Source organism: Akkermansiaceae bacterium, assembly GCA_024233115.1.
GTDB lineage: Bacteria > Verrucomicrobiota > Verrucomicrobiia > Verrucomicrobiales > Akkermansiaceae > Oceaniferula.
Genome location: JACKQB010000001.1, coordinates 305,640 through 329,675, shown reverse-complemented (window position 1 = coordinate 329,675; position 24,036 = coordinate 305,640). Strand labels below are relative to the sequence as shown.

Annotated in this window: 20 protein-coding genes, 1 tRNA gene and 1 pseudogene; 14 read left to right on the top strand and 8 right to left on the bottom strand. The window is 56.7% G+C overall.

Features of this window, described 5'->3' with window-relative positions; genetic code table 11:
* Window positions 1–1,945 precede the first annotated feature (1,945 nt).
* Together H7A51_01425 and H7A51_01420 are read right to left on the bottom strand one after the other, a co-directional pair.
* Window positions 1,946–2,242, bottom strand: a pseudogene (locus H7A51_01425) (GIY-YIG nuclease family protein).
* 124 nt (window positions 2,243–2,366) lie between these two features.
* Window positions 2,367–3,524: a tyrosine-type recombinase/integrase gene (locus H7A51_01420; GenBank protein ID MCP5534875.1), complete on the bottom strand. Its 1,158-nt coding sequence runs from the start codon at window positions 3,522–3,524 to the stop codon at window positions 2,367–2,369.
* A gap of 340 nt (window positions 3,525–3,864) precedes the next feature.
* Here H7A51_01420 and plsY point away from each other — a divergent pair, with 340 nt between their 5' ends.
* The 6 genes from plsY (at window position 3,865) to H7A51_01390 (ending at window position 9,594) form a co-directional block, all read left to right on the top strand.
* Entirely contained in the window at window positions 3,865–4,557 is a 693-nt protein-coding gene (gene plsY, locus H7A51_01415; protein ID MCP5534874.1) for a glycerol-3-phosphate 1-O-acyltransferase PlsY, read from the top strand.
* Window positions 4,554–5,549, top strand: a complete 996-nt coding sequence (locus H7A51_01410) for an NAD(P)-dependent glycerol-3-phosphate dehydrogenase (protein MCP5534873.1) — start codon at window positions 4,554–4,556, stop codon at window positions 5,547–5,549. Before plsY ends, H7A51_01410 begins: the two co-directional genes overlap by 4 nt.
* A 46-nt stretch (window positions 5,550–5,595) precedes the next feature.
* Entirely contained in the window at window positions 5,596–7,389 is a 1,794-nt protein-coding gene (locus H7A51_01405) for a hypothetical protein (protein ID MCP5534872.1), read from the top strand.
* A gap of 4 nt (window positions 7,390–7,393) precedes the next feature.
* A complete protein-coding gene (locus tag H7A51_01400; protein ID MCP5534871.1) occupies window positions 7,394–7,927 on the top strand; it encodes an NUDIX hydrolase in 534 nt (177 codons plus the stop codon).
* A gap of 2 nt (window positions 7,928–7,929) precedes the next feature.
* Window positions 7,930–8,715, top strand: a complete 786-nt coding sequence (gene tcdA, locus H7A51_01395; protein ID MCP5534870.1) for a tRNA cyclic N6-threonylcarbamoyladenosine(37) synthase TcdA — start codon at window positions 7,930–7,932, stop codon at window positions 8,713–8,715.
* Window positions 8,716–8,835: 120 nt separating this feature from the next.
* Window positions 8,836–9,594, top strand: coding sequence for a helix-turn-helix domain-containing protein (locus H7A51_01390; GenBank protein MCP5534869.1), 759 nt, complete (start codon window positions 8,836–8,838; stop codon window positions 9,592–9,594).
* 116 nt (window positions 9,595–9,710) lie between these two features.
* Here the strand turns inward: H7A51_01390 and H7A51_01385 are convergent, their stop codons facing one another.
* Window positions 9,711–11,021, bottom strand: a complete 1,311-nt coding sequence (locus H7A51_01385) for a TlpA family protein disulfide reductase (protein ID MCP5534868.1) — start codon at window positions 11,019–11,021, stop codon at window positions 9,711–9,713.
* 183 nt (window positions 11,022–11,204) lie between these two features.
* On the opposite strand from H7A51_01385, the gene H7A51_01380 reads away from it, so the two are divergent.
* Window positions 11,205–12,905: an NAD-binding protein gene (locus tag H7A51_01380; protein ID MCP5534867.1), complete on the top strand. Its 1,701-nt coding sequence runs from the start codon at window positions 11,205–11,207 to the stop codon at window positions 12,903–12,905.
* Window positions 12,906–13,015: 110 nt separating this feature from the next.
* Complete coding sequence (locus tag H7A51_01375) at window positions 13,016–13,225, top strand: dodecin domain-containing protein (protein MCP5534866.1); 210 nt, start codon at window positions 13,016–13,018, stop codon at window positions 13,223–13,225.
* Between the two features lie 55 nt (window positions 13,226–13,280).
* On the opposite strand, the gene H7A51_01370 is transcribed toward H7A51_01375, so the two are convergent.
* On the bottom strand, window positions 13,281–14,255 hold the full coding sequence (locus H7A51_01370; GenBank protein MCP5534865.1) for a dienelactone hydrolase: 975 nt from the start codon (window positions 14,253–14,255) through the stop codon (window positions 13,281–13,283).
* A 135-nt stretch (window positions 14,256–14,390) separates the two neighbouring features.
* Between H7A51_01370 and H7A51_01365 the strand changes: the two genes are divergently transcribed.
* Window positions 14,391–15,917 (top strand): bifunctional GNAT family N-acetyltransferase/carbon-nitrogen hydrolase family protein, encoded by a 1,527-nt coding sequence (locus H7A51_01365; GenBank protein ID MCP5534864.1) that lies wholly within the window; start codon window positions 14,391–14,393, stop codon window positions 15,915–15,917.
* Between the two features lie 244 nt (window positions 15,918–16,161).
* On the opposite strand, the gene H7A51_01360 is transcribed toward H7A51_01365, so the two are convergent.
* From H7A51_01360 to H7A51_01350, 3 genes are all read right to left on the bottom strand, one after another.
* The gene (locus H7A51_01360; protein MCP5534863.1) at window positions 16,162–16,488 is read right to left on the bottom strand and encodes a YegP family protein; all 327 of its coding nucleotides are present in this window, start codon (window positions 16,486–16,488) and stop codon (window positions 16,162–16,164) included.
* 88 nt (window positions 16,489–16,576) lie between these two features.
* Entirely contained in the window at window positions 16,577–17,182 is a 606-nt protein-coding gene (locus H7A51_01355; GenBank protein ID MCP5534862.1) for a peptidylprolyl isomerase, read from the bottom strand.
* A 130-nt stretch (window positions 17,183–17,312) separates the two neighbouring features.
* A tRNA-Cys gene (locus tag H7A51_01350) sits at window positions 17,313–17,387 on the bottom strand.
* A 196-nt stretch (window positions 17,388–17,583) separates the two neighbouring features.
* Between H7A51_01350 and H7A51_01345 the strand changes: the two genes are divergently transcribed.
* Window positions 17,584–18,546: a 6-phosphofructokinase gene (locus tag H7A51_01345; GenBank protein MCP5534861.1), complete on the top strand. Its 963-nt coding sequence runs from the start codon at window positions 17,584–17,586 to the stop codon at window positions 18,544–18,546.
* A gap of 25 nt (window positions 18,547–18,571) precedes the next feature.
* Here H7A51_01345 and H7A51_01340 read toward each other — a convergent pair whose 3' ends face one another.
* Window positions 18,572–19,411, bottom strand: a complete 840-nt coding sequence (locus H7A51_01340) for a helix-turn-helix transcriptional regulator (GenBank protein MCP5534860.1) — start codon at window positions 19,409–19,411, stop codon at window positions 18,572–18,574.
* 135 nt (window positions 19,412–19,546) lie between these two features.
* Here H7A51_01340 and H7A51_01335 point away from each other — a divergent pair, with 135 nt between their 5' ends.
* Genes H7A51_01335 through H7A51_01320 form a run of 4 tightly spaced genes read left to right on the top strand, consistent with a single transcriptional unit; the run spans window position 19,547 to window position 24,035 of the window.
* Window positions 19,547–20,620, top strand: coding sequence for a Gfo/Idh/MocA family oxidoreductase (locus H7A51_01335; protein MCP5534859.1), 1,074 nt, complete (start codon window positions 19,547–19,549; stop codon window positions 20,618–20,620).
* 12 nt (window positions 20,621–20,632) lie between these two features.
* On the top strand, window positions 20,633–21,718 hold the full coding sequence (locus tag H7A51_01330; GenBank protein ID MCP5534858.1) for a rhamnose:proton symporter: 1,086 nt from the start codon (window positions 20,633–20,635) through the stop codon (window positions 21,716–21,718).
* 25 nt (window positions 21,719–21,743) lie between these two features.
* On the top strand, window positions 21,744–22,883 hold the full coding sequence (locus H7A51_01325; GenBank protein ID MCP5534857.1) for a carbohydrate ABC transporter substrate-binding protein: 1,140 nt from the start codon (window positions 21,744–21,746) through the stop codon (window positions 22,881–22,883).
* 9 nt (window positions 22,884–22,892) lie between these two features.
* Entirely contained in the window at window positions 22,893–24,035 is a 1,143-nt protein-coding gene (locus H7A51_01320) for a CoA transferase (protein ID MCP5534856.1), read from the top strand.
* The last annotated feature ends 1 nt before the right edge of the window (window position 24,036 follow it).

Below are 24,036 nucleotides of genomic sequence, written 5' to 3'. Positions count from 1 at the left end.
GCCAACGCACGTGAGGGAGGATCTGGCAAGAGTTGCAGAAGAGCCGGAGGCGTATGCGATGGCCGGGAACGAAGAGCCCGCAGCCCCCCCGACGCCCGCAGACACACATGCCGCAGAGACACCAGATGCCGAAGATACCCAAGAGCCGGTAGACCCACAGGACCAGATTGCCAATGTGATCCGCGAGCATGATCTGAATCAGCTTTTCGTAGCCTTCACCGCCACCCCATCGCCCGCGACGGTGCAGCTTTTCGGCGAACCCTTCGATACCTACTCGGAGGCGGAGGCCATTCAGGAAGGCTACATCGTCGATGTGGCACAGAGCATTATTTCCTACAAGACACTCTACAACCTCCATTGCCCGATCATTCCTATGCCGGAGGAGGAGAAGCTCTACCCGCAGGGTGTGGTGGCCAAGGCCCTCAAGAACGTGGCCTTTCAGGATTCCGAGCTGATCCAGTATAAGGCGGAAGTCATGCTGCGGATCTTCGAGGAGCAGGTGAAGCCGCTGATCGGAGGCCGCTCCAAGGCAATGATCGTGACCACCTCCCGCATTGCAGGACTGGAGTATTTCCGCGTGATCCAGCGAAAGCTCAAGGAGCGCGGCGCTGACTACAAGGCACTCTACGCCTTCAGTGATTTCGTGCATCCCGGCAACAACAAGGTCTTCACGGAACACGCCGTCAACGGATTGAACGATGGCGAACTGATTGAAGACCGCTTCGAGGAGGAGAGCTACCGGCTGATGATCGTGGCGAGCAAGTTCCAGACGGGCTTTGACCAGCCCTTGCTTGCCGGGATGTTCCTCGACAAGGCCGTGGCCGACCGGAACGCGGTGCAGACCATCTCCCGACTGAACCGCTGTCATGCCGATAAAGACAAGGTGGTGGTTGTGGACTTCACCAACAACGCCAAGGCGATCCTCAAGGCCTTCAACAAGTATCGGCACGGGTCGCCGCACGAACCCGATGAACCCGACCCGCAGAAGTGCCTCGAACTCTACGAGGAGATTCTCTCCGTCGGGCTTTTCACCCAGGAGGACGCGCCTCCCGTGGTGGAACTAATCAAGGCCAACAACGACGCCAATCTCCAAACCTGCGCGAACGAATTGCGCCAGCGATTCCAGACGCATTTCACTGACCCAGAGGAGCGCAAGAGCTTCGTCTACTTGCTCGCTAAATTTACGAAGAGCTACCACTTCCTCAGCAGCTTTTTCAGCTACGAGGAACACGTGCGGGAGTTCGTAGCCTTCTGCGATCTCATCGGCCCCCAGCTCATCAAAGCGGGTTCAATCTCCGAACTCATGAAACTCGTCCGCGCCACCGTCGTCGAGAAAGCCGCTGTGACCTACGAAGGTGAAGTCGAAATGCCAGGCGGCCTCAAAAAGCCTAAGGCCAGCAAGGGAGGCGGCGGCGGAGCTCCACCAATCAAGAAAGTCTCCGTGCAGGACATTATAACCAAGATCCGCGAGACCTTCGACATCAGCGAGGATGAAGCGCTTCACATCCGGGAAGTGTCAGAGGAAAAACTACAAGACGAATCGATCCTCCAAACCGTCGCAGCTCACAAAACCGACCTGGCTTTCCTTGAGAATGTCTTCAAAGGCCAGATCAACTCGGGTATCCAAGACGCCTACGCCCTGCGAGCCCTGTTCGAGCAGTTAGGCGATCCAAAATACACCGACAGGGGGGCCATCTTTGACATCATGGCATACACAGTGATCCAGAAAGGTTTGGAGCTGAAGGAGGCGGGTTAAAATACAACATTCATGAAAGCTAACCCAAACTCATTAAACAATCTATTATCCGAGCGTCTCCAATGGATCGTTCCGGTTTACCAGCGGCATTATGAATGGGATGTTAAAAAGCAATTGCCATCGCTTTGGGAGGATCTTCGAGATAAAGCATTGGAGATTTTGCAGGGTAACGGCCTCTAAATAATAGCCGGCTTCCAGAGGCGCCGGTGTATGCGGCTTGCTGCCGCTGTTACCATTCTGGTCAGCATAGCGACCTGCATTTTTGGCTTCCTGCAAGCTGAGCCATTCTAGGAATAGCGTGTGGGTCTGGGTTAAACTATGAGTGCGAGAAATAAGGACAAGTGCCCGCTCCCAGAAGTCTTTCTTGGAATCTTTGTGATGTTGATTCAAACGCTTACGGAGCTCCCCGGTCTGACCAATGTAAACGCTGGGCTCTCCACCGTCGTCGTTACCGATGAGAAAATATACACCGACTTGCAAGCTCCTAGCAAAGCAGTTTCCCTCTAATCTGACAAGAACAAGGGCGAATTTGTAGCCCCGCAACCACACCGATGTCTTCTGGAACGAAGTCGATGCTTGCATCACCGGGATGGAAGCCCAGCCTCAATATTTACAGCTCAGGCAGCGCATCCGATGCCTTCTGTAATGACTCACGCCCAATCTTTACATAAGCTCTATGAACCTCGGCGCTATCATGACCTACCCATTCCTCAACCGTAGCTGCCGGGATGCCTGCTTCGTGCAGCATAGTAACTGCAGTAGCCCGTAGACAGTGGAAGCTAACGCCCGTGCCTTTACGCTTTGCACCCCGCCCTTTCTTCTTACTGCGGTGACTGACCGCATCTCTCAAACCGCACCGGGCAAGGATAGATGCGAACTGGTTGGACAATCCTGATGCTCCTTTATTTTCATAGGTATCTGCCAGCTCAGGATGCACATACCCTGTCGGATCGTCAGAACTAGGCATTTCCTGAACATGCTTCAACAAGGGAGCCGCCAATGGTATGGTAACAGTTCGGCCTGTCTTCCTGGTAGCAATCCGCATTTCCGCCTTGAGCAGATCCACATTGCTCCAGCGTAGAGTAGCCAAGTCCCCCATGCGTTGTCCCGTGTAGAGGCCAAACATCAGCATGCTGTGCCACTCACCATCAGTCTCTTCACGTATGAGCTTGAGTTCATCCAAAGTGAATGGACGTTTTTCGAGTCGGTTTGAGTCACTTTTCCCCTTACGGCTGAAGCGCATACTAGTTGTCGGGTCTTCTAGTATGACTCCTTCCCTGTGAGCTGTGGCAAAGATGGTACGCAGCCCCTTCATTTTCTTAGTCGCTGTCACCTCAGTCACCTTGGTCAATAGGTGGTTTCTATAGGCAGCCATATCCGCTGGACGGATGTCATTCATATCCGCATCGGCTCGCTCCCGTAACCATTCAGTGAACCCTATCACAATGTTACGGTAATGATCTTTGGTCGCCTTGGAACTTTCACCGGCCTTCATCGCCTCGAACTGCGCGCAATACTCTCTGACAGTAGCAGAGGGCAACTCTCTTCCCGTGATGTCCTGGTGCAGGTCTATAATCGTCTGCCTCACCTGACGAGCTGTCCGATTCTGCTTGGCCGTGTCCTCATAAGAATCGGCTATCTTCTGAGCCTTTTTCCGGGTCCCCCTTTTCGCCTCTACCTTGGTCGAACGGTTCACCCTCTTACCATTCTCGTCTTTCCAGCCTGCATACCAATACTGCGACTGCGGATGTTTGAATAAAAAAGCCATGCCGTTTTAATACACATTCTAATACACCTTGTCAATGTTTACTCATGTTCATCAAAATCCTAAAACCTCGATAAGCCTTATTTTATATACGTTGTAAAGCATGTGTGTACATCCATGACACCCCACGAGCCGATCCGTGGGTTCGAATCCCACCCCCTCTGCCAGATTTCCAACCAAGCCCAGTCTACCCAAGTAGATTGGGCTTTGTCGTCATATAAACCAGACTCCTCCCCAGGCATTGCCCGGTGATCCCCATGATCATCATCCGGTGAAAAATCATTTGGAATATTGAATTCTCAAACTATCATGGCGATGCAGTGCACCTCTGCCACGATCAATCATGCCACTCTGGATACCACCTATCATCGCCTTCCTCGCAGGCTCGATCCCCTTCGGACTCCTTATAGCCAAGGCGAAGGGAGTCAACATCCGCGAACATGGCTCCGGCAACATCGGTGCCACCAATGTGCTGCGCGTGATCGGCAAACCCTACGGCATCAGCTGCCTGGTCCTTGACCTACTCAAGGGGCTCATCCCGACGATGGCCGGTATCAGTTTGTTCACCTATGCCGGTGACAGCAACCCGATGGCCATCAAGGCCTTGGCTCCCTACGCCGTCGAACTCCCCCAAACCCAAGCGCAGATTTTGCAAATCGTCACAGCCCTCGCTGCGATACTCGGACATAACTACTCGCCATGGATCGGCTTCAAAGGAGGCAAGGGCATCGCCACATCAGGCGGTGCATTGATCGCCCTGATGCCGGCTGCCGTGGTAATCCTGTTGGTTATTTGGGCCTTGCTTTTTTTCACCACCAAATACGTGTCCGTGGCAAGCATGGGTGCTGCGGTAAGCCTGCCCTTCCTCACGATCTTCGGATCCTGGTACCACGGCAAACTGGCCAACGGCACATGGAACAAACCCCTGTTTATCTTTACTATCATTATCGCCGCACTTGCCGTCTGGAGACACAGGTCTAACATCAAGGGCCTGATGAACGGCACCGAACACCAATTCGCCAAAAAGAAATCATGATCAAACGCGCTGCCATCTTGGGAACCGGCTCATGGGGGACCGCCCTCGCCTGCCTGCTCGCCAGTAAACTCGACGAAGTCTGCCTGATTGGCCGGAATCAAAAAACCGTGGATGAAATCAACCAGCATCACACCAACCACCACTACATCCCGGACGAAACCCTCGCTACCAATATCATCGCCAGTGCCGATATAGCGACAGCAGCCGACTATCCGCTGGTATTGTTTGTCGTCCCCACGTCTGCCACCGAGGCCATGGCCCGGGCACTTGGTGAGATCAATCTCCCCCGGGAAACCATCATCGTTTCATGCGCCAAGGGGATTTCACATGACGGCGAACGCATGAGCGAGATCATCCATCGCCACCTTCCTAACCATCCGCTGGCCGTACTTTCAGGGCCCAACCATGCCGAGGAGGTTTCCCGCACCCTGGCCACCTGTGCCGTGATCGGCTCGAGGGATATGGCGGTGGCAGAACAGCTCCAGAAGATATTCACCACCCATTTTTTCCGCTGCTACACCAGTGACGACGTCGCCGGCATGGAACTGGGCGGGGCGATGAAAAACGTCTTCGGCATCGCCGCCGGCATCGCCGATGGCATTGGCTTGGGGGATAACGCCATCGCCGCCCTCGTTACCCGCGGACTGGCGGAAATGACCCGGCTCGGAACGGTCCTGGGAGGTCGCATGGAAACCTTTATCGGGCTCTCGGGAGTCGGCGACCTGATGGCGACCTGCTACTCGCCGCACTCACGTAACAACCGTGTCGGCAAGGCACTTGGCAAAGGGGGGCAACTCGACGACATCATCGCCAACCTGGGCATGGTCGCCGAGGGGGTCCCAAACACAAAATCCGTTCACGATGCTGGCTGCAAGGCCAATGTCCGCACCCCGCTGATAGATGCGGTCTATCAGATTCTCTACGAAAACAAACCTGCGGTGAATGCACTCGAGGAACTGCTCACCCGTGACACCCGCCCGGAAACGGAGTAGTCAGGACATCCACGCCTACAAACCAGAACCCCGAGAAGCGCGCTCCATGATCAGCAGAAAAATCATCACCTCCACTTTCCTGCTAGCCATGCCACTGGGTCTGGCGGCCCAGGAACCGGAGACCGCCATTGGTGCCCAGGCGACCGCCGGGAACTGTCGATGCTGCGACCTTGGCCGTATTTACGCACCGTATCTCAAAAAACTACCAGCTCCGAAAAAACGCGACAACATCGGCAACAGCCACCTCAAGATCACCACTGGCTCCGAAGCCGCGCAGGAGTGGTTCGATCAGGGACTGAACCTGCTGCACTCGTTTTGGGAGTTTGAGGCCTACCGCTGTTTCCTCCAGGCCGCCAAGGAGGACCCTGACTGCGCCATGGCCTACTGGGGTATCTGCATGGCCCTCCCCGGGAAAAATGCCGAGTCATCCGTCGAACGCCAAGTGGCGCTACAAAAAGCCAAGGATCTGGCCTCCGACCCCACACACAAGCTCAGTGAGCAGGAAATTCTTTACATCGAAATGGTGGACAGCCTGATCCATAAGGGCAGTAGGGCCACCATTCCCAATCTCAGGAAAATCATTCAAAAGTTTCCTGACGATGTCGATGCCATCGCTTTTTTAAGCCTGTGGCTTCGTGACGGCTACAAAACGGACAGCGCCGGCAAAGGAGAAGCCAAACCCGGCTCTGCCGAAGCTGCGAAGCTTCTCAAGGAGGCTCTGGAAAAGCACCCCATGCACACTGGCCTGAACCACTATTACATCCATGTGTTGGAACAGGGACCCGACTTTGAGCAAGCCCGGTCCGCTGCACTCGCCCTGCCCCAGGCCGCTCCGGGTGCCGGCCACCTCGTACACATGCCTGGCCACATCTATTACCTGGCGGGCGAATACGAAAAAGCCTGCCGGGCATACCGTGATTGTGACCAGGTGGAGCTAGCCTACCTCAATGCCGAGGCCATCCCGGCGGTCGATAACAACAACTACCTGCACAACCTCCATTTCATGGCCTACGCAGCATCCGACCAAGGCAGATACCAGGAGGCTCTTCAAGCCGCCGCCCGACTGGCCGAGGTCAAGGTTCCGGCCAACCGGGACAAAGCGGTTGGTGCCCACCAGATTTATTACCTCTCGCCAACGGTAACCGCCTTGGTACACATGCGGTCGGGGAACTACGATCTCGCAGCAGCCTCCCTGATGCCCGATGCCGTGCCCGAAACCTCCGCCGCGCGTCACTACATCCTTTTCCTGCGTTCCTACTGCCGACTCCGCCATGCTTTCACTCACCCCGGGGAAACTAACAATGAGGACATCATCCAGCGGGAGAAGCTCGGGTTGAATCGACACCTCAAGGCACTCAAGGAGGCTAATCCGGGAACCTCATTCGAGTCGCAACCATGGGCCCTGGCATACACCGCGTGCAAAATATTACACAGTGAGGCGCGCGCATGGATCGATAACTCGGAACCTGACCAAGAATTCAAAAAAACCTGGGCCAGCATCGCCCTCCGCGACTACTACCGGGCCGGCTACACCGAACCGCCACTCCTTATCACTCCCGTTGAAGAATCCCTCGGCTGGCTCGCACTCCATGCAGGGCACCCGACCCAGGCCAGGAAATACTTCGAAGCATCCCTGCTGCAACGCCGACAGTCCGGCCATGCCTACCTTGGTATCGCCCGTAGCTACCGCCGTGATAACAACGCTGCCATGGCGTGCGGGTTTTATGAAAAATTCCTCAACGCTTTTGCTCGCGCCGACAAAAGCCTGCCCTCACTTGATGAGGCCCGCAATTTCCTAGCAGAACACGCCGATCAACTCGACAAGCATGTCGATCAATAGAACCATGGAAACCAAAACACTTGCCGAAGGCAAATACCTTGGACTTTACGAGAGTGGCACCTGGGAGTTCGCTGCACGTCCTAACAGCACAGGAGTCGTCGGTATTCTCCCCATCACAGATGACGGGCAGCTTGTACTCGTCGAACAGTTCCGTGTTCCGGTGCAAGCGAGGGTGATTGAAATCCCGGCTGGCCTCGTGGGTGACGAAGCCGAGTTTGTGCACGAGTCACTCACTGGCACGGCCAGACGTGAGCTGCTGGAAGAAACCGGCTACCTCGCTGAGCACGTCACCCCATTGTTGAGCTCCCCTACCTCAGCCGGAATGACCTCCGAGACAACCCACTTTTTTGCTGCCACCGGACTCACCCGTGAACATCAAGGTGGCGGCACCGAGCATGAGGATATCCTTGTCCACCACGTCCGGCTCGATGAAGTCCAGGACTGGTTGGCAGCCAAGCAATCAGACGGCCTGCTCATTGATTTTAAAATCCATGCGTGTTTGTGCCTGGCGCACCAACAAGGCATCATGCGTTTTTGATTATGCGTTTTGGCGGTATCGAGAGGCTGTATGGCAAGAAGGCGATGGAAAAGTTCCAGCGTGCCCACGTCTGCGTGGTCGGCATCGGCGGTGTGGGTTCTTGGATCGTCGAGGCTCTTGCCAGATCAGGAATCGGCCACATCACGATGATCGACCTGGACGAGATCTGCATCACTAACATCAACCGCCAGCTGCATGCGATGGATGGGGAGATCGGCCGACAAAAAACCGCAGCCATGGCCAGCCGCATCCAGGCGATCAATCCGGACTGCAAGGTCACCTGCCTGGAGGCCTTCTTCAGTCACCGCAACGCGGATGAAATCCTCGACCAGGGGTTTGACTACGTCATCGATGCCATCGACCGCGTGCAGTCAAAATCACTCCTTCTCAACGGCTGCCATCAGCGCGGTATCCCGGTGATCAGTTGTGGTGGTGCGGGCGGGTTGCGCGATCCTTCACAAATCCGTATCGATGACATTTCACGCTGCTACAATGACAGCCTGATGAACCAGGTTCGCAGGAACCTTCGGGCAAAATACGGCTTCCCCATGGGCGCCGACCCTCAAAAGAAAATCAAGGCCCGCAAATTCCACATCGACTGCATTTTCTCAACCGAGCGTCCCGTTTACCCCCAATGCGATGGTGAGGTCTCTGAACAGAAACCCAAAACCATGGGTGAAGAAGGCACCCGGCTCAATTGCGTCTCAGGCTATGGCAGCATCACACACATGACCGCCACCTTCGGATTCTTCGCTGTCTCCCGCTGCCTGCAAAAACTGGCAAGCTAATCGCTGGCATTGACGGCGCGTGTTGCGGAAATACTTCGCGTATCCACGCTTGAGGTTGCATCGTTTTGCGCTTATCATACCCCGCGACCACCCTTACCACCATTTATAAAACCACCATCCATGAGCGAATGGACAGATATCGGCGAACAACTGCGCAAGGCCCGCGAAAGCAAGGGCATTGACCTAAAGGATGTCGCCCATACCACCCGTATCCCGCTGTCCACCCTGACAGCGCTTGAGGAAAGCGATTACTCGATTTTCCCCTCACCCTCCTACGCCCGCAGCTTTCTCTCACAATACAGCCAGTTTCTCGACGTTGATGCCCACGAATGGATTGACGCCTTCGAAACCGGCGACGTGCTGTCCAACGTCAACGACCACGGCTACCTGCAATCGCATAACGAGCACATAGGAACTCACCGTCATCACCCCGAGCCAGCCCGGCACCGCAGCCGTGGTTCAAGCCGGCGCGAGGATTCCTCATCCGACAGCGGCTCGTCCATGCTGCAGACATTGACGGTCTTTTTTGTCACCGCCCTCCTTATTGGCGGTGGGATCTATGCCTATCAAAAATATGAGCCCATGCTCAAAGGTGCCCTCAATGAGGAAACCAATGACCATACCAGTGACAACCCATCCCCCGGCACCGCAGCTGCGCAGCCTCCATCCACGGACAATCCGTCGTCCGATGCCACACAAACTCCTCCTCTCGTTGCAAAAAATGACCCGTCAACCACTGACGGCGATTCCAATAAAGGCAACAAGCCAAACTCCCCGGCATCCACAAACCAACCCGGTGAAGGGCAAAACCCCGCCCCTGCAGAACCTAACAGGACCGGCAAGCCTCCCAAGGCGATGGTGATTGAGGAGGATGAGTAGGGGAATGGATGGTTGGATCCGTGGAGGAGTGAATGATCCGCAAATTCAAAGTTCTAAGGAATAGTTTCTAGCAGAAGAACGAGTCCTGTTCACGTTTCCTCAGGCACCAAAGTGCCTCAGGGTGTGGTGCTCTTTTTCTTGGCGAGGGTCTTTTCCACGATCCCGCCCAACTCGTGTCCGGCGATGTCGTTTACGATCACCAGGCCCGTGTCGCCATCGATGAGGATCATGTAGGGCACGGCCCGGATGCCGTAGAGCTTCGATACTTCGGCATCCCAGAACCTGCCATCGAAAACCTGCGGCCAGGCCATTCCTTTAGCCTTGGTGAACTTCGCCAGCTTGGCTTCATCCGCGGCCCTGTCGAGGGAAACGCCGAGCACTTCAAAGCCCTTGCTGTGGAACTTTTTGTGGGCCTCCAGGACATGCGGAATTTCGCGGATGCAGGGGCCGCACCAGGTGGCCCAGAAATCGAGCAGTACGATCTTGCCCTTGTAGTCGGCTGGAAAATTGACAGCCTTGCCGCCAAGTAGCTTCCCGGTGAATACCGGGGCCGGCTTGCCCGTAGTCAGGTCAGGCCCGCCCTGTTTGGCCTGGGCCTTCACCGGTTTCGCGTCGGCGGGCTTGACGGTTGCCACGATGGAAAAATGGCCGTCCGGAGTGAGGTCCTTGACCCGCCACCACTTGCCCTCCAGTTCAAACGGCTTGGTAGCGATGGCGGAGGTTCCGTATTTTGCTTTTGGTCCGCTACCGACTCCAAACCACAAGATCGGCGTGTTCATGACGTTTTCATCCTCGCGAAAATCCCCGCAGCCACCGGCATCCGAAAGCCCGGTCGGAATGTTTTTGCCACCGATTTCCATTTCGCCAAACCAGCCGTAGTCGGCGTAATAGTTGATGGACTTGCGGAATGTGAGGTCATACTTCGTGTCGGATCGCGTTTGAAAGAACTCGATGCGGCCTTTTTTCATGCCCGAGGCGAAGGGAATCTCCACCGTGGCGCGGGCCTGATACTGGGTGGCTGCGGCGTTGTCCGGATCAAAGGTTTCGGCGGTGGTGAGGGTCAGTGCCGGATCATCGGTAAAATCCCCGTTGGCATTGGCATCAACATGAATGCGGTCCGGGCGGCCCTTTACCTCGTCGAGGATGATTGTGATCCTGGCGGGCGCGGCCTTGGGTCCGAGAATGAGGGTGGCGTAACGCGGCGAGCGCAGACCTTCCGGCGCGCGTTTGATCGAGGCCGGCGCGGTATCGCTCAGTGCCAGATGATGGGGCCGGTTGCCGAAAGTTTTTACGCTCATACCGGATTCAAGCCAGTGCATTTCCGCCATGGCGGGCGCGACTGCGAGCAGCAGCAAAACGGAGGACAAACCCAGAGTAATATGGCTGGAAACTTGTTTTTTGAGTGAAGTGGTGATGAGCATCATCATGTGGAAAATACCCGTTAAGGCAAGAAAGAAGCTGGCCGAAAAAACTTGATGTGGCTACCCTCATGCTAGCCTCCCTGCCTGGGTTTTATTTTTTGTTTTTATCAATCCCGCAACTTAATCATTTTGGACCTGGTCAGGAACCACCCGTAGAAATCCCCCATCACATCGCTCGATGCACCATTGATGAAATCACTTCCCACTATCTTCGCTGCGTTCCGGGAAAACCGGATGGGCCGCATCAACCTGAGGGCACTGACCAAGCTTCTGCTGATTTTGATGTCACTAGTCATCACCTACAGCATCCTCTTCCACATCCTGATGCTGCGCGAAGGCCAGGAACATAGCTGGCTCACTGGTTTCTACTGGACTCTAACAGTGATGTCGACACTCGGATTCGGTGATATCACCTTCCACTCGGACATCGGACGTCTATTCTCGGTGGTGGTGCTCATTACGGGTGTGGTTTTTCTACTGGTCCTCCTTCCCTTCACCTTTATCGAGTTCTTTTACGCCCCCTACATCAGGGCTCAGGAAAGGGCAAAAGCCCCCACGCAGGTGCCCCCAAACACCGAAGGCCATGTGATCATGACCGATTACGGTCCCGTCGCACGTTCACTTACCCGCCTGCTCGACGATTACGGATACCCCTACTTCGTGCTCACTTCCAAGTTGGAGCAGGCACTCGATTTACAGCACCAGGGAGTGCCGGTCATCCTCGGCAACTGGGCCGATCCGGATAATTTTCAAAAGCTCAACATCGAAAAGGCGAGCATGGTGGTCACCACCCGCGACGACGTCACAAACACCAACATTACCTTCACCGCACGCGAACTCTCGGATCGTGTCACCATCGTGGCTTCCGCATCCACCAGCGGCGTGCGTGATGCCCTCGAACTCGCGGGCGTCACCCACATCCTCCAACTTGAGGAACTGATGGGAGAAACCCTCGCCCGACGGGTGATCGGCAATGACGCCAAGGCGCATGTCATTGGAGCCATCTACGACCTCCGCATCGCCGAGACGGGTATTGCACGCACCTCCCTGCCTGGGAAAACCGTCGCCGAAAGCGGTATCCTCGAGCAGACGGGCATGGTGGTCGTGGGCCGGTGGGAACGGGGAAGCTACTACCCCACCGATCTAACATCACCGCTCACACAAAAATCGATCCTCCTACTAGCAGGCACCAAGGAGCAGGTGGAGGTCTACAACCAGGTCTTTGGTGTCACGACCGAGAAAAGCTGCAAGGTGGTCATCGTCGGCGGTGGTCGAGTCGGTCGCGTGCTCTCCCGTGCTCTTACTGAAGCAGGAATCGAGTGGGTTATCATTGAGAAGCTTGCGGCACGCGTTGCAGGTATCGAAAACACAATTATAGGAGATGCGTCCGAGTTCGAAGTGCTGGTGGCGGCCGGAATGCGTGAGGCGGCTTCGGTCATCATCACCACGCATGATGACCCCATAAATACCTTCCTCACCATCTTTTACCGACGCCTGCGCAACGACCTTCAAATCATCTCGCGTTGCACCCGACCCCAGTATGCCACACGGCTCCATCGTGCCGGGGCGGATCTTGTGCTCTCCTACGCATCCATGGGCGCAAACACGATTTTCACCTACCTTCGCGGCAGTGGCACCGTGCCGTTGGGTGACGGTGTCAATGTGTTCACCACCCAAGTTCCCCGTTCCCTGGCTGGTGTAACCATCGCTACGTCGGAAGTTCGCTCGCGGACCGGATGTTCCATCATCGCATTGGAAACCAACGGTGAGCGCCAGCTCAATCCCGGGCCCGACCAATTGCTCCCTGAAGACGGCAGCCTGGTCCTGGTGGGATCACTTGAAGCCGAACGGGAGTTCCTTTCAGTCTTTGGATCGGCCACAAAACCATAGCTCCCACTCTGCTGGCACCCTCCGGACTTCACTCGTCGAGGGCTTTCTGATCAACAAGTTTGAAGCGAGCACTTGATGGCAATGCCATCCCAAGCTATAGTGGGAGTACTATGAGCGACCATATCTATAAAAAAATCGAGATCACCGGAACTTCCACCAAAAGCACCGACGAGGCCATTGAAAATGCCATCAGGAAAGCAGGCGAGAGTGTCCATAACCTGCGCTGGTTTGAAGTCGTCGAGACGCGGGGGCACATTGTAGACAACAAAGTCGATCATTGGCAGGTGACCATCAAAATCGGCTTTACCCTCGACGACTGAACTCCAGACGATGACTTCAGCTGGTCAAGGCGGCATGACGCCATCCAACGATTGGCTACTTGCACTGCCAAAGGTCACCATTTTGCAAACAGGTATAAGGACCTTTGCCATTCAGCCACTCGCTGGCAGCGCTATTGCCTTTGAGGGCACTGTCCCAGAAGGCGGTACTGATGGCCTTAATGACCCGGTGATGGTTGGGATTATGTTTACCTTCTCCACGTAGCCGGTGATCGGAAAAGGCGCTGTGCTCGGCGTCTTTGAGCACCAGTTCGTAATGCTTCGTCCTGGCATTTCCAGCCGATGGGGGCAAGGCTGCAAAAACGCCTCGACGCGATGCCGGTGGCGCGTTGGTGATGAAATTGCCGTCTTTCGTCCCTGTCATCAACAACATCGGGATCGCTATCCCGGCAAAGGCTTTCTCCGCAGAACCCCTGCGCGGAATACTCGGACTCATGGCAAACCCGGCGTCAATGCGTTTGTCCAAATAGGCGGGCCCCATCGGCCCGAACGACTGCCCGGCAATGGCCTGGGTGGTCACCGCGCCATACGAGTGGCCAGCGATGCCGATGTGCTCCATATCGATACGCTTCTCCAGGATATGCTTTTTTTCAACATTCCATCGTTCCAACTGATCCAGCGTGGCGGGGACATCCTTCATCCGTGCGAGAAAAGTCTTGATGTTGGCGGCGCGTGCAAGCGTTTGTTTTCGCTGCGTGAGTGGTAACTTTTTCCATACCTCCTCATCACTGCCAGCGTGTTGCATGGCGACCACTACATAACCGGCTCCCGCCCACCGTTCGCCCAGGTAGGTGCCCACTTCACGCGACCCTCCAAGCCCGTGGCTTAACAGGATAAGAGGTGCCGGTTTCCCGGTGGTAGGCAGGTAGATTTTCAGCGGAACTTCGCGACCATTGTAGGAAAACGAACATAGCTCGGTAGGCACCTTGGATTTCGATGCAGTAGGGACGTAAGATGCTTTTTCGGCCAGCAGAACGGACGCAAGGGACAAAAGGACGATGAGTGATTTCATAACGGATCAAACAACACCGGCACAGAAAAGTTTCTCCTATTCATGGCCTGATTGTTTCAGGCCATTCCCACCAAAGATGGCATTCTGATGTCTTGTGCAGTGCTATGCTCCAGTATAGGTTGCGCGTCGCCCACCATGCAAAACATCGAAAACATTGAGCTCGTGCTTCTCGATCTGGATATCTACCAGGAAATGAAGCAGGTTATGATCGAAGCCTATGCCGGCCTCGACAACGCCTACTGGAAGGAACACGAACTCGAAACATTAATCGGGCTTTTCCCCGAGGGACAGGTCGTCATCAAGGTGAATGGACAGCTTGCAGGTTGCGCCCTCTCCATCATCGTGGACTACGATAAGTTCGGCGGGCGACACACCTACAGCGACATCACAGGCGACTTCACCTTCAGTACCCATGACCCGGAGGGTGACACGCTCTACGGCATCGATATTTTCGTTAAACCGGAGTTTCGCGGACTACGGCTCGGCAGGCGCCTCTACGATTACCGCAAGGAACTTTGTGAGCAACTCAACCTCAAGGGCGTCGCCTTCGGCGGGCGTATTCCTAACTACCACAAGTACTCCGATGAGATTACGCCCAAGGAATACATCGAACGCGTCAAGCGTAAAGAGATTCACGATCCGGTCCTCAACTTCCAGATATCGAATGATTTTCACCCCACCAAAATCCTCAAGAACTATCTCGAGGGTGACGACCACTCCAATGAATACGCCGTCCTGTTAGAATGGGATAACATTTATTACGAAAAAGACGACAAGCCGATCTCGCCGACCAAAACCGTCGTCCGACTTGGTCTGGTCCAGTGGCAGATGCGCCCCTACAAGGGACTGGACGACCTGCTGCACCAGATTGAGTTTTTCATCGATGCCGTCTCAGGCTACCGGTCTGACTTCGCACTGCTGCCCGAGTATTTTAATGCGCCGCTGATGGCGGAAAACAACCACCTCTCGGAGGCGGACGCAATCCGGGAGCTGGCAAAACACACGGAAGCCATCGTCAAACGTTTTTCCGAGCTGGCGATCTCCTACAACATCAACATCATCACCGGCAGCATGCCCGAGATGGTCGATGACAGACTCTACAACGTCGGCTACCTCTGCCGCCGGGACGGAACCAGCGAGCGTTATGAAAAGCTCCACGTCACCCCGGACGAGGCAATGGTCTGGGGCCTTGCAGGCGGAGATACGCTGCGGGTGTTCGATACCGACTGCGGAAAAATCGGCATCCTCATCTGTTACGATGTCGAATTCCCCGAGCTCAGCCGGCTGCTGGCGGACCAGGGTATGGATATCCTCTTTGTCCCCTTCCTGACCGACACCCAGAACGCCTACTCACGCGTCCGTCATTGCGCCCAGGCACGCGCCATCGAAAACGAGTGTTACGTCGCCATCGCAGGCAGCGTGGGCAACCTCCCCAAGGTCAACAACATGAGCATCCAGTTTGCACAGTCGATGGTCTTTACCCCCTGCGATTTTGCGTTCCCCACCAACGGCGTCAAGGCAGAGGCCACGGCCAATACCGAGATGATCCTCATCGCCGATGTCGATCTCGACCTGCTGCGTGAGATGCACGAGTTCGGCAGCGTCAGAAACCTCAAGGACCGCCGCCCCGATCTCTACAGCCTCAAACACATCAGCAGGTAAACCCTTCCCCCCTTTCCTGCAACCTTCCAGAGCCTTTGCACAAACCCGAAGCCACCTTGGCATGTGAATTTTCCGGGACCGCTCCGGGGCCGTAGAAAGAGCTATTCAAGTTGCCAGGCTGATTCATGAAAGAGCTTGAACACATGGAGCCGCCCCAGTGGCTCCGGGAGCACCACCCAGCGACAGCAAAAACGCCACCCTCCGCTTGATGCAAAAGGTGGCGTGAGATAGATCGGGGAAACGTTTAGACCGTGAGGTCCTTGACCTTGCCTGCGCAGTTTTTGCCGACAGAGGCGATACCGTTTTTCAGCCCGGACTCGGTTTTATACATCTGGCTCTGGCCGATGATCTGACCGTTGGTTGCCTTGAGCACAAAGTATTTTTTCCCGTCCGCAGAGTCCTTGATCTCGAAACGGGATTCGTCCGTGCCGTTTTTACCGACGGAAGCCACGCCGTTTTCACAGCCCGGCTTGTCTTTGTACCCCTGGCCGGTGAGGATGATCTCGCCGTTGCCAGCTTTGAGGCGGAAATGATACTTCTTGGTTTTTTCGCTTTGATAGATTTCAAACATAATAATTTAAGGTTGGTTGTAGATAGACTGCATCCCAGCTTATCCAAGTCGTGAGATGGTGCAAGTCATGAATTATGTCACATGAGAATTATTGCTTGGCATCGAGCACGGCATTCCACTCGTCGAGCTTAGCCTTCTGAGCCGCAAACAGGGCATCCGTGGGATCGAGCACCTTGATCGACTTGATGGTGTCGCCCCCCTCAATGGCATTAACCACATCCATACCCTTGGTGACTTTTCCAAACACACTGTGTTTGCCATTGAGCCATGCCGTATCCTTGTGGGTGATGAAAAACTGGGAGCCATTCGTCCCCGGTCCGGCATTCGCCATGGAGAACACCCCGGGCCCGTCATGCTTGAGCGAGGGATCAAATTCATCCTCAAAACGGTAACCCGGCCCCCCCATTCCCGTTCCCTGCGGATCCCCCCCCTGGATCATGAAATCGGGGATCACGCGATGGAACTTCAACCCGTCATAATAACCACGCTTGGCAAGGTTCAGGTAGTTCGCAGCGGTCATCGGCACCTTGGATGCATAAATGGTCGCCTCGATCTTACCTTTGCTGGTTTCCAATTCGATCCGGATATCCTTCACCTTCGCTTCGACTTTAGGCGAATCGGTACTCGCGACCCCAGTATTCCCATCAGCCTTCTTCTCCTCTGCACAGGATGCCAAACACCCGGCCAGAGCCATCATCATTGTAAACGCGAAGTTTTTAGTCATTAATTTCATCAGGGAATGAATTAATCCCCATTTGCCCTCACTGCAAGCAGGGAGATGAAAAAACCACCTCGCCGGGTGGTTGATGGGTGGCTTAAAAGAATGGAGGCGGGAGCGGGAATCGAACCCGCGAATATCGGTTTTGCAAACCGATGCCTTACCACTTGGCCATCCCGCCTCTTTTTTATTTCTCGCTTGTGAGGATTCCCCCGCAAGGCGGCACGTAATTAGTGGCGAAGCGAGACGATGTCAACCGTACAATTAACCAATTGTTTTGGCTGAGAGTTACTTGCCAAAGGGAATGTTTCCGATTATGGAGCATCCGCCACCAAACCAAGCTGTTTTTCAAAGGCTTACACAAACCACTTTTTATTATGGAAGGAATAGCAATCATGACCTCGGGCGGCGATGCCGCTGGGATGAATCCAGCCGTTAAATGCGCCGTAGAATACTCTCGTAGCCTGGGCTATCAACCGTTTCTCGTCTTCAATGGCCTAAGGGGGCTGATCGATAACCACATCGAGAAGGCCAAGCCCGCTGCCGTGTCCGGCATAATGCACCGCGGCGGCACCGTGCTTCGGTCGTCACGCTCGAAGCGGTTTTTCGAATACGAGTCACGCCAGCTGGCCTACGAAAACCTGAAGAGCCATGGCATTACCAAACTCATCGTCATCGGCGGTGACGGCTCGTTCCGGGCGCTGAACCAGTTTTACGCCGATTTCAAAGTGCCCTTCGCCGGCATCCCGGCAACCATCGATAACGATATCCCGGGAACCGACTATTGCCTCGGTGTTGACACGGCCTTGAATATGATCCGCCAAAATGTGGACAGTATCCGCGACACAGCGACCTCGTTCAGCAGAGCCTTTGTGGTGGAGACCATGGGTCGCCACTGCGGCTACCTTGCCATGGCATCGGCCGTGACCAGCGGAGCTGAAATATGCCTGGTTCCCGAGCTTGAGTATGACCTTGACGCAATCGGGGAGCGGCTTCGCAAACAACTCGAGCACGGACGCAATTTTATGATCGCCATCGTCGCCGAGGGCTGCAACATGAGCGATTACCTAACAAGATGGATTCATGACGCGCTGAACATGGATGCCCGGCTGACCATTCTTGGGCATATCCAGCGCGGCGGCTCACCGACCGTGCGCGACCGGCTTATGGCCTTCAAGTTTGCCGTGGGCGCCGTCGAATCCCTGCACCGTGGAGAAACCAACAATATCATGGTGTACCGCTCAGGAAGCTTCGGCACCCTTCCCATCCATAAGGTGACGGATGCCCCCGCCAGCGTCGACCCCGCACTGGTTGCGCTTTGCAAACCACTTTGCCGTTAGACGGCTATCGCAGACGGTCCGGGCGTTATCGAAGACGGTATGCCGTCGGGGTCACACCTGTGCGTTTTTTGAAGAAGCGCATGAAATAGGCGGTGTCTGGAAACCCGACTTTTTCCGCGATCTCCGGCAGCCGGAGATTGGTGGTGGTCAGCAGCTCCCGGGCTTTGTTTTCCCGTTTCTGGGCGATGTATTCTGATGGTCTGACACCCGTATGATGGTGGAATTGATCGGAAAAATAGGTGCGGCTCATCCCCTCGATTTCACTCAGGGCGCTCAGGCTGAGATCCCTGGCGAGGTTGTTTTCGATATACTGGAAGGCCCTGGCAAAGCGTATCAGCTGATGGCTTATTTCAGCCCCCACGGCAAAGCTGGACATCAGCAGACTGACCACGCCCTGGGCGGCAAATTTCTGGTGCAGGGTGGCGTCCTTGGACTTGGTTTCAAAGATCAGCTGGTTGAAGTTATCCGAATCCGCATTGACGTTCTGCAGTCCGAAATTCGGCAGAACCTGGATGAGTTGATCACATAGCGCATAGTGCCACTTTTCAGCTTCGAGGTGATAGGGGAATTTATAGTCGGTAAACAGGTCCTTGCCGTTGGGCAGTCGGCAGGAAAAAACGAAGTAGTCTTGCAGACAGGCATCGCGGCAGTGGTAGCTCACCGGCGTGAAGGGCGGCACCAGCGCCAGGCTGTTAGCACGGTGCCGATAGTCCGTTCCTCCGAAGGAAACGATCTGCTCACCCTGCCTGATGAGAAAGATGCGGGCGAAGGGGCTGATGTGATTTTTAAAGTTCCACCAATCCCCGACGTTTACCATGTCAAATGCGTAAACTCTTATCTTCAGGTGGTTTACATCGATCTTCACAGGAAATCCATTCTCCTGCACGCGATCGCATTTTCAACCAAAAAGTGATTTGTCCATGATTCAGTTGATTATTCTCCTACCCAAAACGGCGGATCTCTGTAGGTTGGGAGTGTAGTCACCTCCCATTTCCACACCATGCCAGCCATCCACCTCAACGACCAGCCGCGGCTGCCTGAGCGCACGCGGCCCATCTGCATCATCGGTGCGGGCAGCATCGTCAGGGACGCCCACCTCCCGGCCTACGCGATCGCCGGTTTCAAGGTCCACGGCATCACCAACCGCAGCCGCGACAAGGCGGAGGAGCTGGCACGGGAATACGGCATCGGCCAGGTCTACGACACGGTGCAGGAAATGGTGGCGGACGCGCCGGAGGACGCCGTCTTCGACCTCACCCTGCCGGCGAACTACTTTGCGGAGACGCTGCGGCTGCTTCCCGACAACGCCGCCGTGCTGATCCAGAAACCCATGGGCGAGAGCCTGCGCGAGGCGGAGGAGATCCTGCAGGTGTGCCGCGCGAAGAACCTGACCGCCGCCGTCAATTTCCAGCTCCGCTTCGCCCCCTTCATCACCATGGCGCGCGACGCCATCGACCAGGGGCTCATCGGCGAGCTGGTGGACTTCGAGGTCCGGGTCAACGTCGAGACGCCCTGGCACCTGTGGAGTTTCCTGGAAAAGGCCAACGCCGCGGAGATTTACTACCACAGCATCCATTACGTCGATATGATCCGCTCGTTCCTGGGCAACCCTAACAGTGTGCAGTGCAGGAGCATGGGCTCGCACAGCGCACCAAAAATCGACTGCACACGCTCCGCCTACATCCTCGACTACGGCCCGGACGTCCGGGTGAACATCCACACCAACCACGGCCATCGTTTTGGCAAGAAGCACCAGGACAGCTACGTCAAGTGGGAGGGCACCAAGGGCGCGATCAAGGCGCAGATGGGCCTGCTGATGGACTACCCCGAGGGCGAGCCGGACTGGTTTGAAATCTGCGTGCTCGAGGAGGGCGGGGAGCCGCGCTGGCAGTCGCTTCCCGTCAACGGCTCGTGGTTCCCCCACGCCTTCATCGGCGCGATGGGCAGCCTGATGTATAAACTTGAAAACGCGGACGCCGACCTGCCGCACAGCGTCGAGGACGTTTACCACTCGATGCGGGCGGTGGATGCCGCCGAGCGCTCATCACTCGCAGGGGGAATCCCCGTCAACTAACACCACACCATTATGGAAGCCAACATCTTTCTGGGCATCGCCCTTCACGCCGTCGGAGGCATTGCCGCCGCCTCCTGTTTCGTCCCGCAGAAGGGAACCAGCCGCTGGCAGTTCCAGAACTTCTGGCTGCTGATGTGCCTGGCGGCGTGGCTGATCGTGCCCGTCATCGTGGCGTCGCTGACCGTACCCAACCTGTGGGGCGTGATTGCCGGCACGGAGGGCAAGGTGCTGCTGAAGGTCACCCTGCTCGGCGCGGTGTACGGATTCGGCGGCATGGCATTCGGCGTGGCCATCCGCCACATCGGTTACTCGCTGACCTACGCGGTGGCGATCGGCATTTCGGCCGTGCTCGGCACGATCCTGCCGCTGCTCCAGACAGGCACGCTGTTGCAGACCTTCAGCGTGCCGGGCGGCAGCATGATCGTGACCGCCGGGTTCATGGCGCTCGGCGGCATCGTCCTCTGCGGTATCGCCGGGAAAATGAAGGAATCCCAGCTCGCCGGCAGCGAGGTGCATTTCAATGCCAAGCTCGGCCTGACGCTGGTGGTGCTCGCCGGGGTTCTCTCGGCGGTGTTCGGACTCTCGCTGGCAGCCGGGGAGCCGATGGACAAACTGGCGACCGCGCATGGCGCCGGGCAGTTCGCCGCCGGTGCAAAGTATATTTTCGCCATGGGCGGGGCACTGATTACCAACCTGGTTTGGTGGGGCGTGGTGCACACCCGCTGCGGGACCTGGAAGGATTACAAGCGACTGGATACCGCGCGCAACACCCGGGGCGGCGGCGGCCTGGCGAGCCACTACCTCTTTGCCCTGTTTGCCGGGCTGCTGTGGTACGGACAGTTTTTCTTCTACGGTCTCGGCCACACACGCATGGGAAACTACGGCTTCATCAGCTGGGGGGTCCACATGGCGATGCTGATCTTTTTCAGCTTTATCATCGGACTGATCCTCAAGGAGTGGAAGGGGCTGAAATCCAGCACCCTGGCGATGCTCGCCGCTGGACTGACGGTGCTACTGACCTCGTTCGCGCTGATTGTTTACGGCAGTTACCAGGGCGAGCAGGCGAGTAAAACCGAACAACAAGCTCCCGGACACTAAACCATCTAACATTCACTACAACGTCATGATTGAACTCAAGGGCATGGCATGGAACCACTCGCGTGGATTTACCTCGGTGGTCGCCACCGCGCAGCGATTCGAGGAACTCAACCCCGAGGTGCGCATCACTTGGGAGAAGCGCTCGCTGCAGGCGTTCGCCGATGCCTCGCTGGAGGAACTGGCGGCGGCATACGATCTGTTAGTCATGGACCACCCGCACGTCGCCCTGGCGGCGGAGGACGCGCTGCTGCTGCCCTATGACGACTACCTTTCCGCCGGATTCCTCGAGGACCAGGCGGAGCACAGCGTCGGCGGCTCGCACCCGAGCTACAACTTCGCGGGCAAACAATGGACGCTGGCCATCGACGCCGCCACCCCGATCGCCACCTGGCGCGAAGACCTGCTCGCCAAACTCGGGCTGCAAGTGCCCAAGACCTGGCAGGACATGTTGGCCATGGCCGCCCAAGGGCACGTTGGCTTTGCCGCCATCCCCATCGACCTGCTGATGCACACCTACGCGTTCTGCGACGCGCATCAGGGGAACCTCTTTGCCGACAAAGAACAACTCGCCACCACCGATGCCCTCACCCGGGCACTGGAGACGCTCAAGGAGGCGGTGTCGCTGATCGATCCTATTTTCCAGACCCTGAACCCGATCCAGACGGCGGAAAAAATGACCACCTCCGATGACGTCGCCTACTGTCCGTTAGGCTACGGTTACTCGAATTACTCCCGCGCCTACTACGCACCAAACCGACTAACAGCAGGTGACGTCGTCAGCTACCAGGGCAAGCCGCTGCGCACCGCCCTCGGCGGCGCCGGCATCGCGGTGTCGTCAAAAACCCAGCACGCGCAGGCGGCCATGCGCTACGCCGGGTTCACCGCCTCGCCCGATGTGCAGCGCGGCGTTTTCTATCATGCGGGCGGCCAGCCGGGGCACCGCGCCGCCTGGCTGGACGACACCCTCAACGAGGACACCCATCATTTTTTCCGCAACACCCTGGCCACCCTCGACCGCGCCCTGCTGCGGCCCCAGTACCATGGCTACATGTATTTCCAGGACCACGGCAGCCCGGTGGCCCACGACGGCATCACCGGCAAAGCCAGCGTCGCCGACACCGTTGACAAACTAAACGCGATCTACCGCGAATCCTTTAACCACTAGACTTATTCCATGAAACCGTTAGAAGGCCTCACCGTTCTCGACTTCAGCCAGTTCCTCGCCGGGCCCTCCGCCGCGATGCGCCTGGCGGACCTCGGCGCCCGCGTCATCAAGGTCGAACGCCCGAAGACCGGCGACATCTGCCGCCAGCTCTACATCTCCAACCTCGTCATCGAGGGCGAGAGCACGCTGTTCCACTCGATCAACCGCAACAAACAAAGCTACGCCGCCAACCTCAAGGACGAGGACGACCTGAAAAAAGTCCGCGCCCTGATCGCCAAGGCGGACGTGATGATCGAAAACTTCCGCCCCGGCGTCATGGACCGGCTTGGCTTCGGCTACGAGGCGGTCAAGGAGCTCAACCCGTCGCTCGTTTACGCAACGGTCACCGGCTACGGCGACAAGGGGCCGTGGGTCGGCAAGCCGGGCCAGGATTTGCTCGCGCAGTCGATGTCCGGCCTCACCTGGCTGTCGGGCAACGATGGTGACCCCCCGACGCCGATGGGTCTGGCCGTCGCCGACCTCGCCGCGGGCGCGCACCTGGTGCAGGGGGTTCTTGCCTGCCTAGTCCGCCGTGGCGTCACCGGCAAGGGCGGCAGGGTGCAGGTCAGCCTGATGGAGTCCATTCTCGACCTCCAGTTCGAGGTCATCACCACCCACCTCAACGACGGCGGCAAACTGCCCCAGCGCTCCGCCGTGAACAGCGGCCACGCCTACGTCGCGGCACCCTACGGCATCTACCAAACCGCCGACGGCTACCTCGCGCTCTCAATGGGACAAATCCCGAAACTCGGGAATTTGTTAGACATCGACGGACTCGGTGCCTACCAGGACCCCGACACCTGGTTCGACCAGCGCGATGAAATCAAGACCCTGCTCAAAGACCACCTCGTTTCCAAGACCACCCGGCACTGGCTCGACATCCTGGAGCCTGCGGACGTCTGGTGCGCCGAGGTGCTCGACTGGAAAACCCTGCGTCAGACCGAGGGCTACAAGGCGCTCGACATGGAGCAAACGGTGACCTGCCCGCAGGGAACCCCCCTGCCCACCCTGCGCTGCCCGGTCCGCATCGACGGCGAGATTTACAAGTGCCCGCAAGGCGCCCCCGCGGTCGGCCAGCACAACGATTTACTCAATCAGGAATTCTCCATTTAAA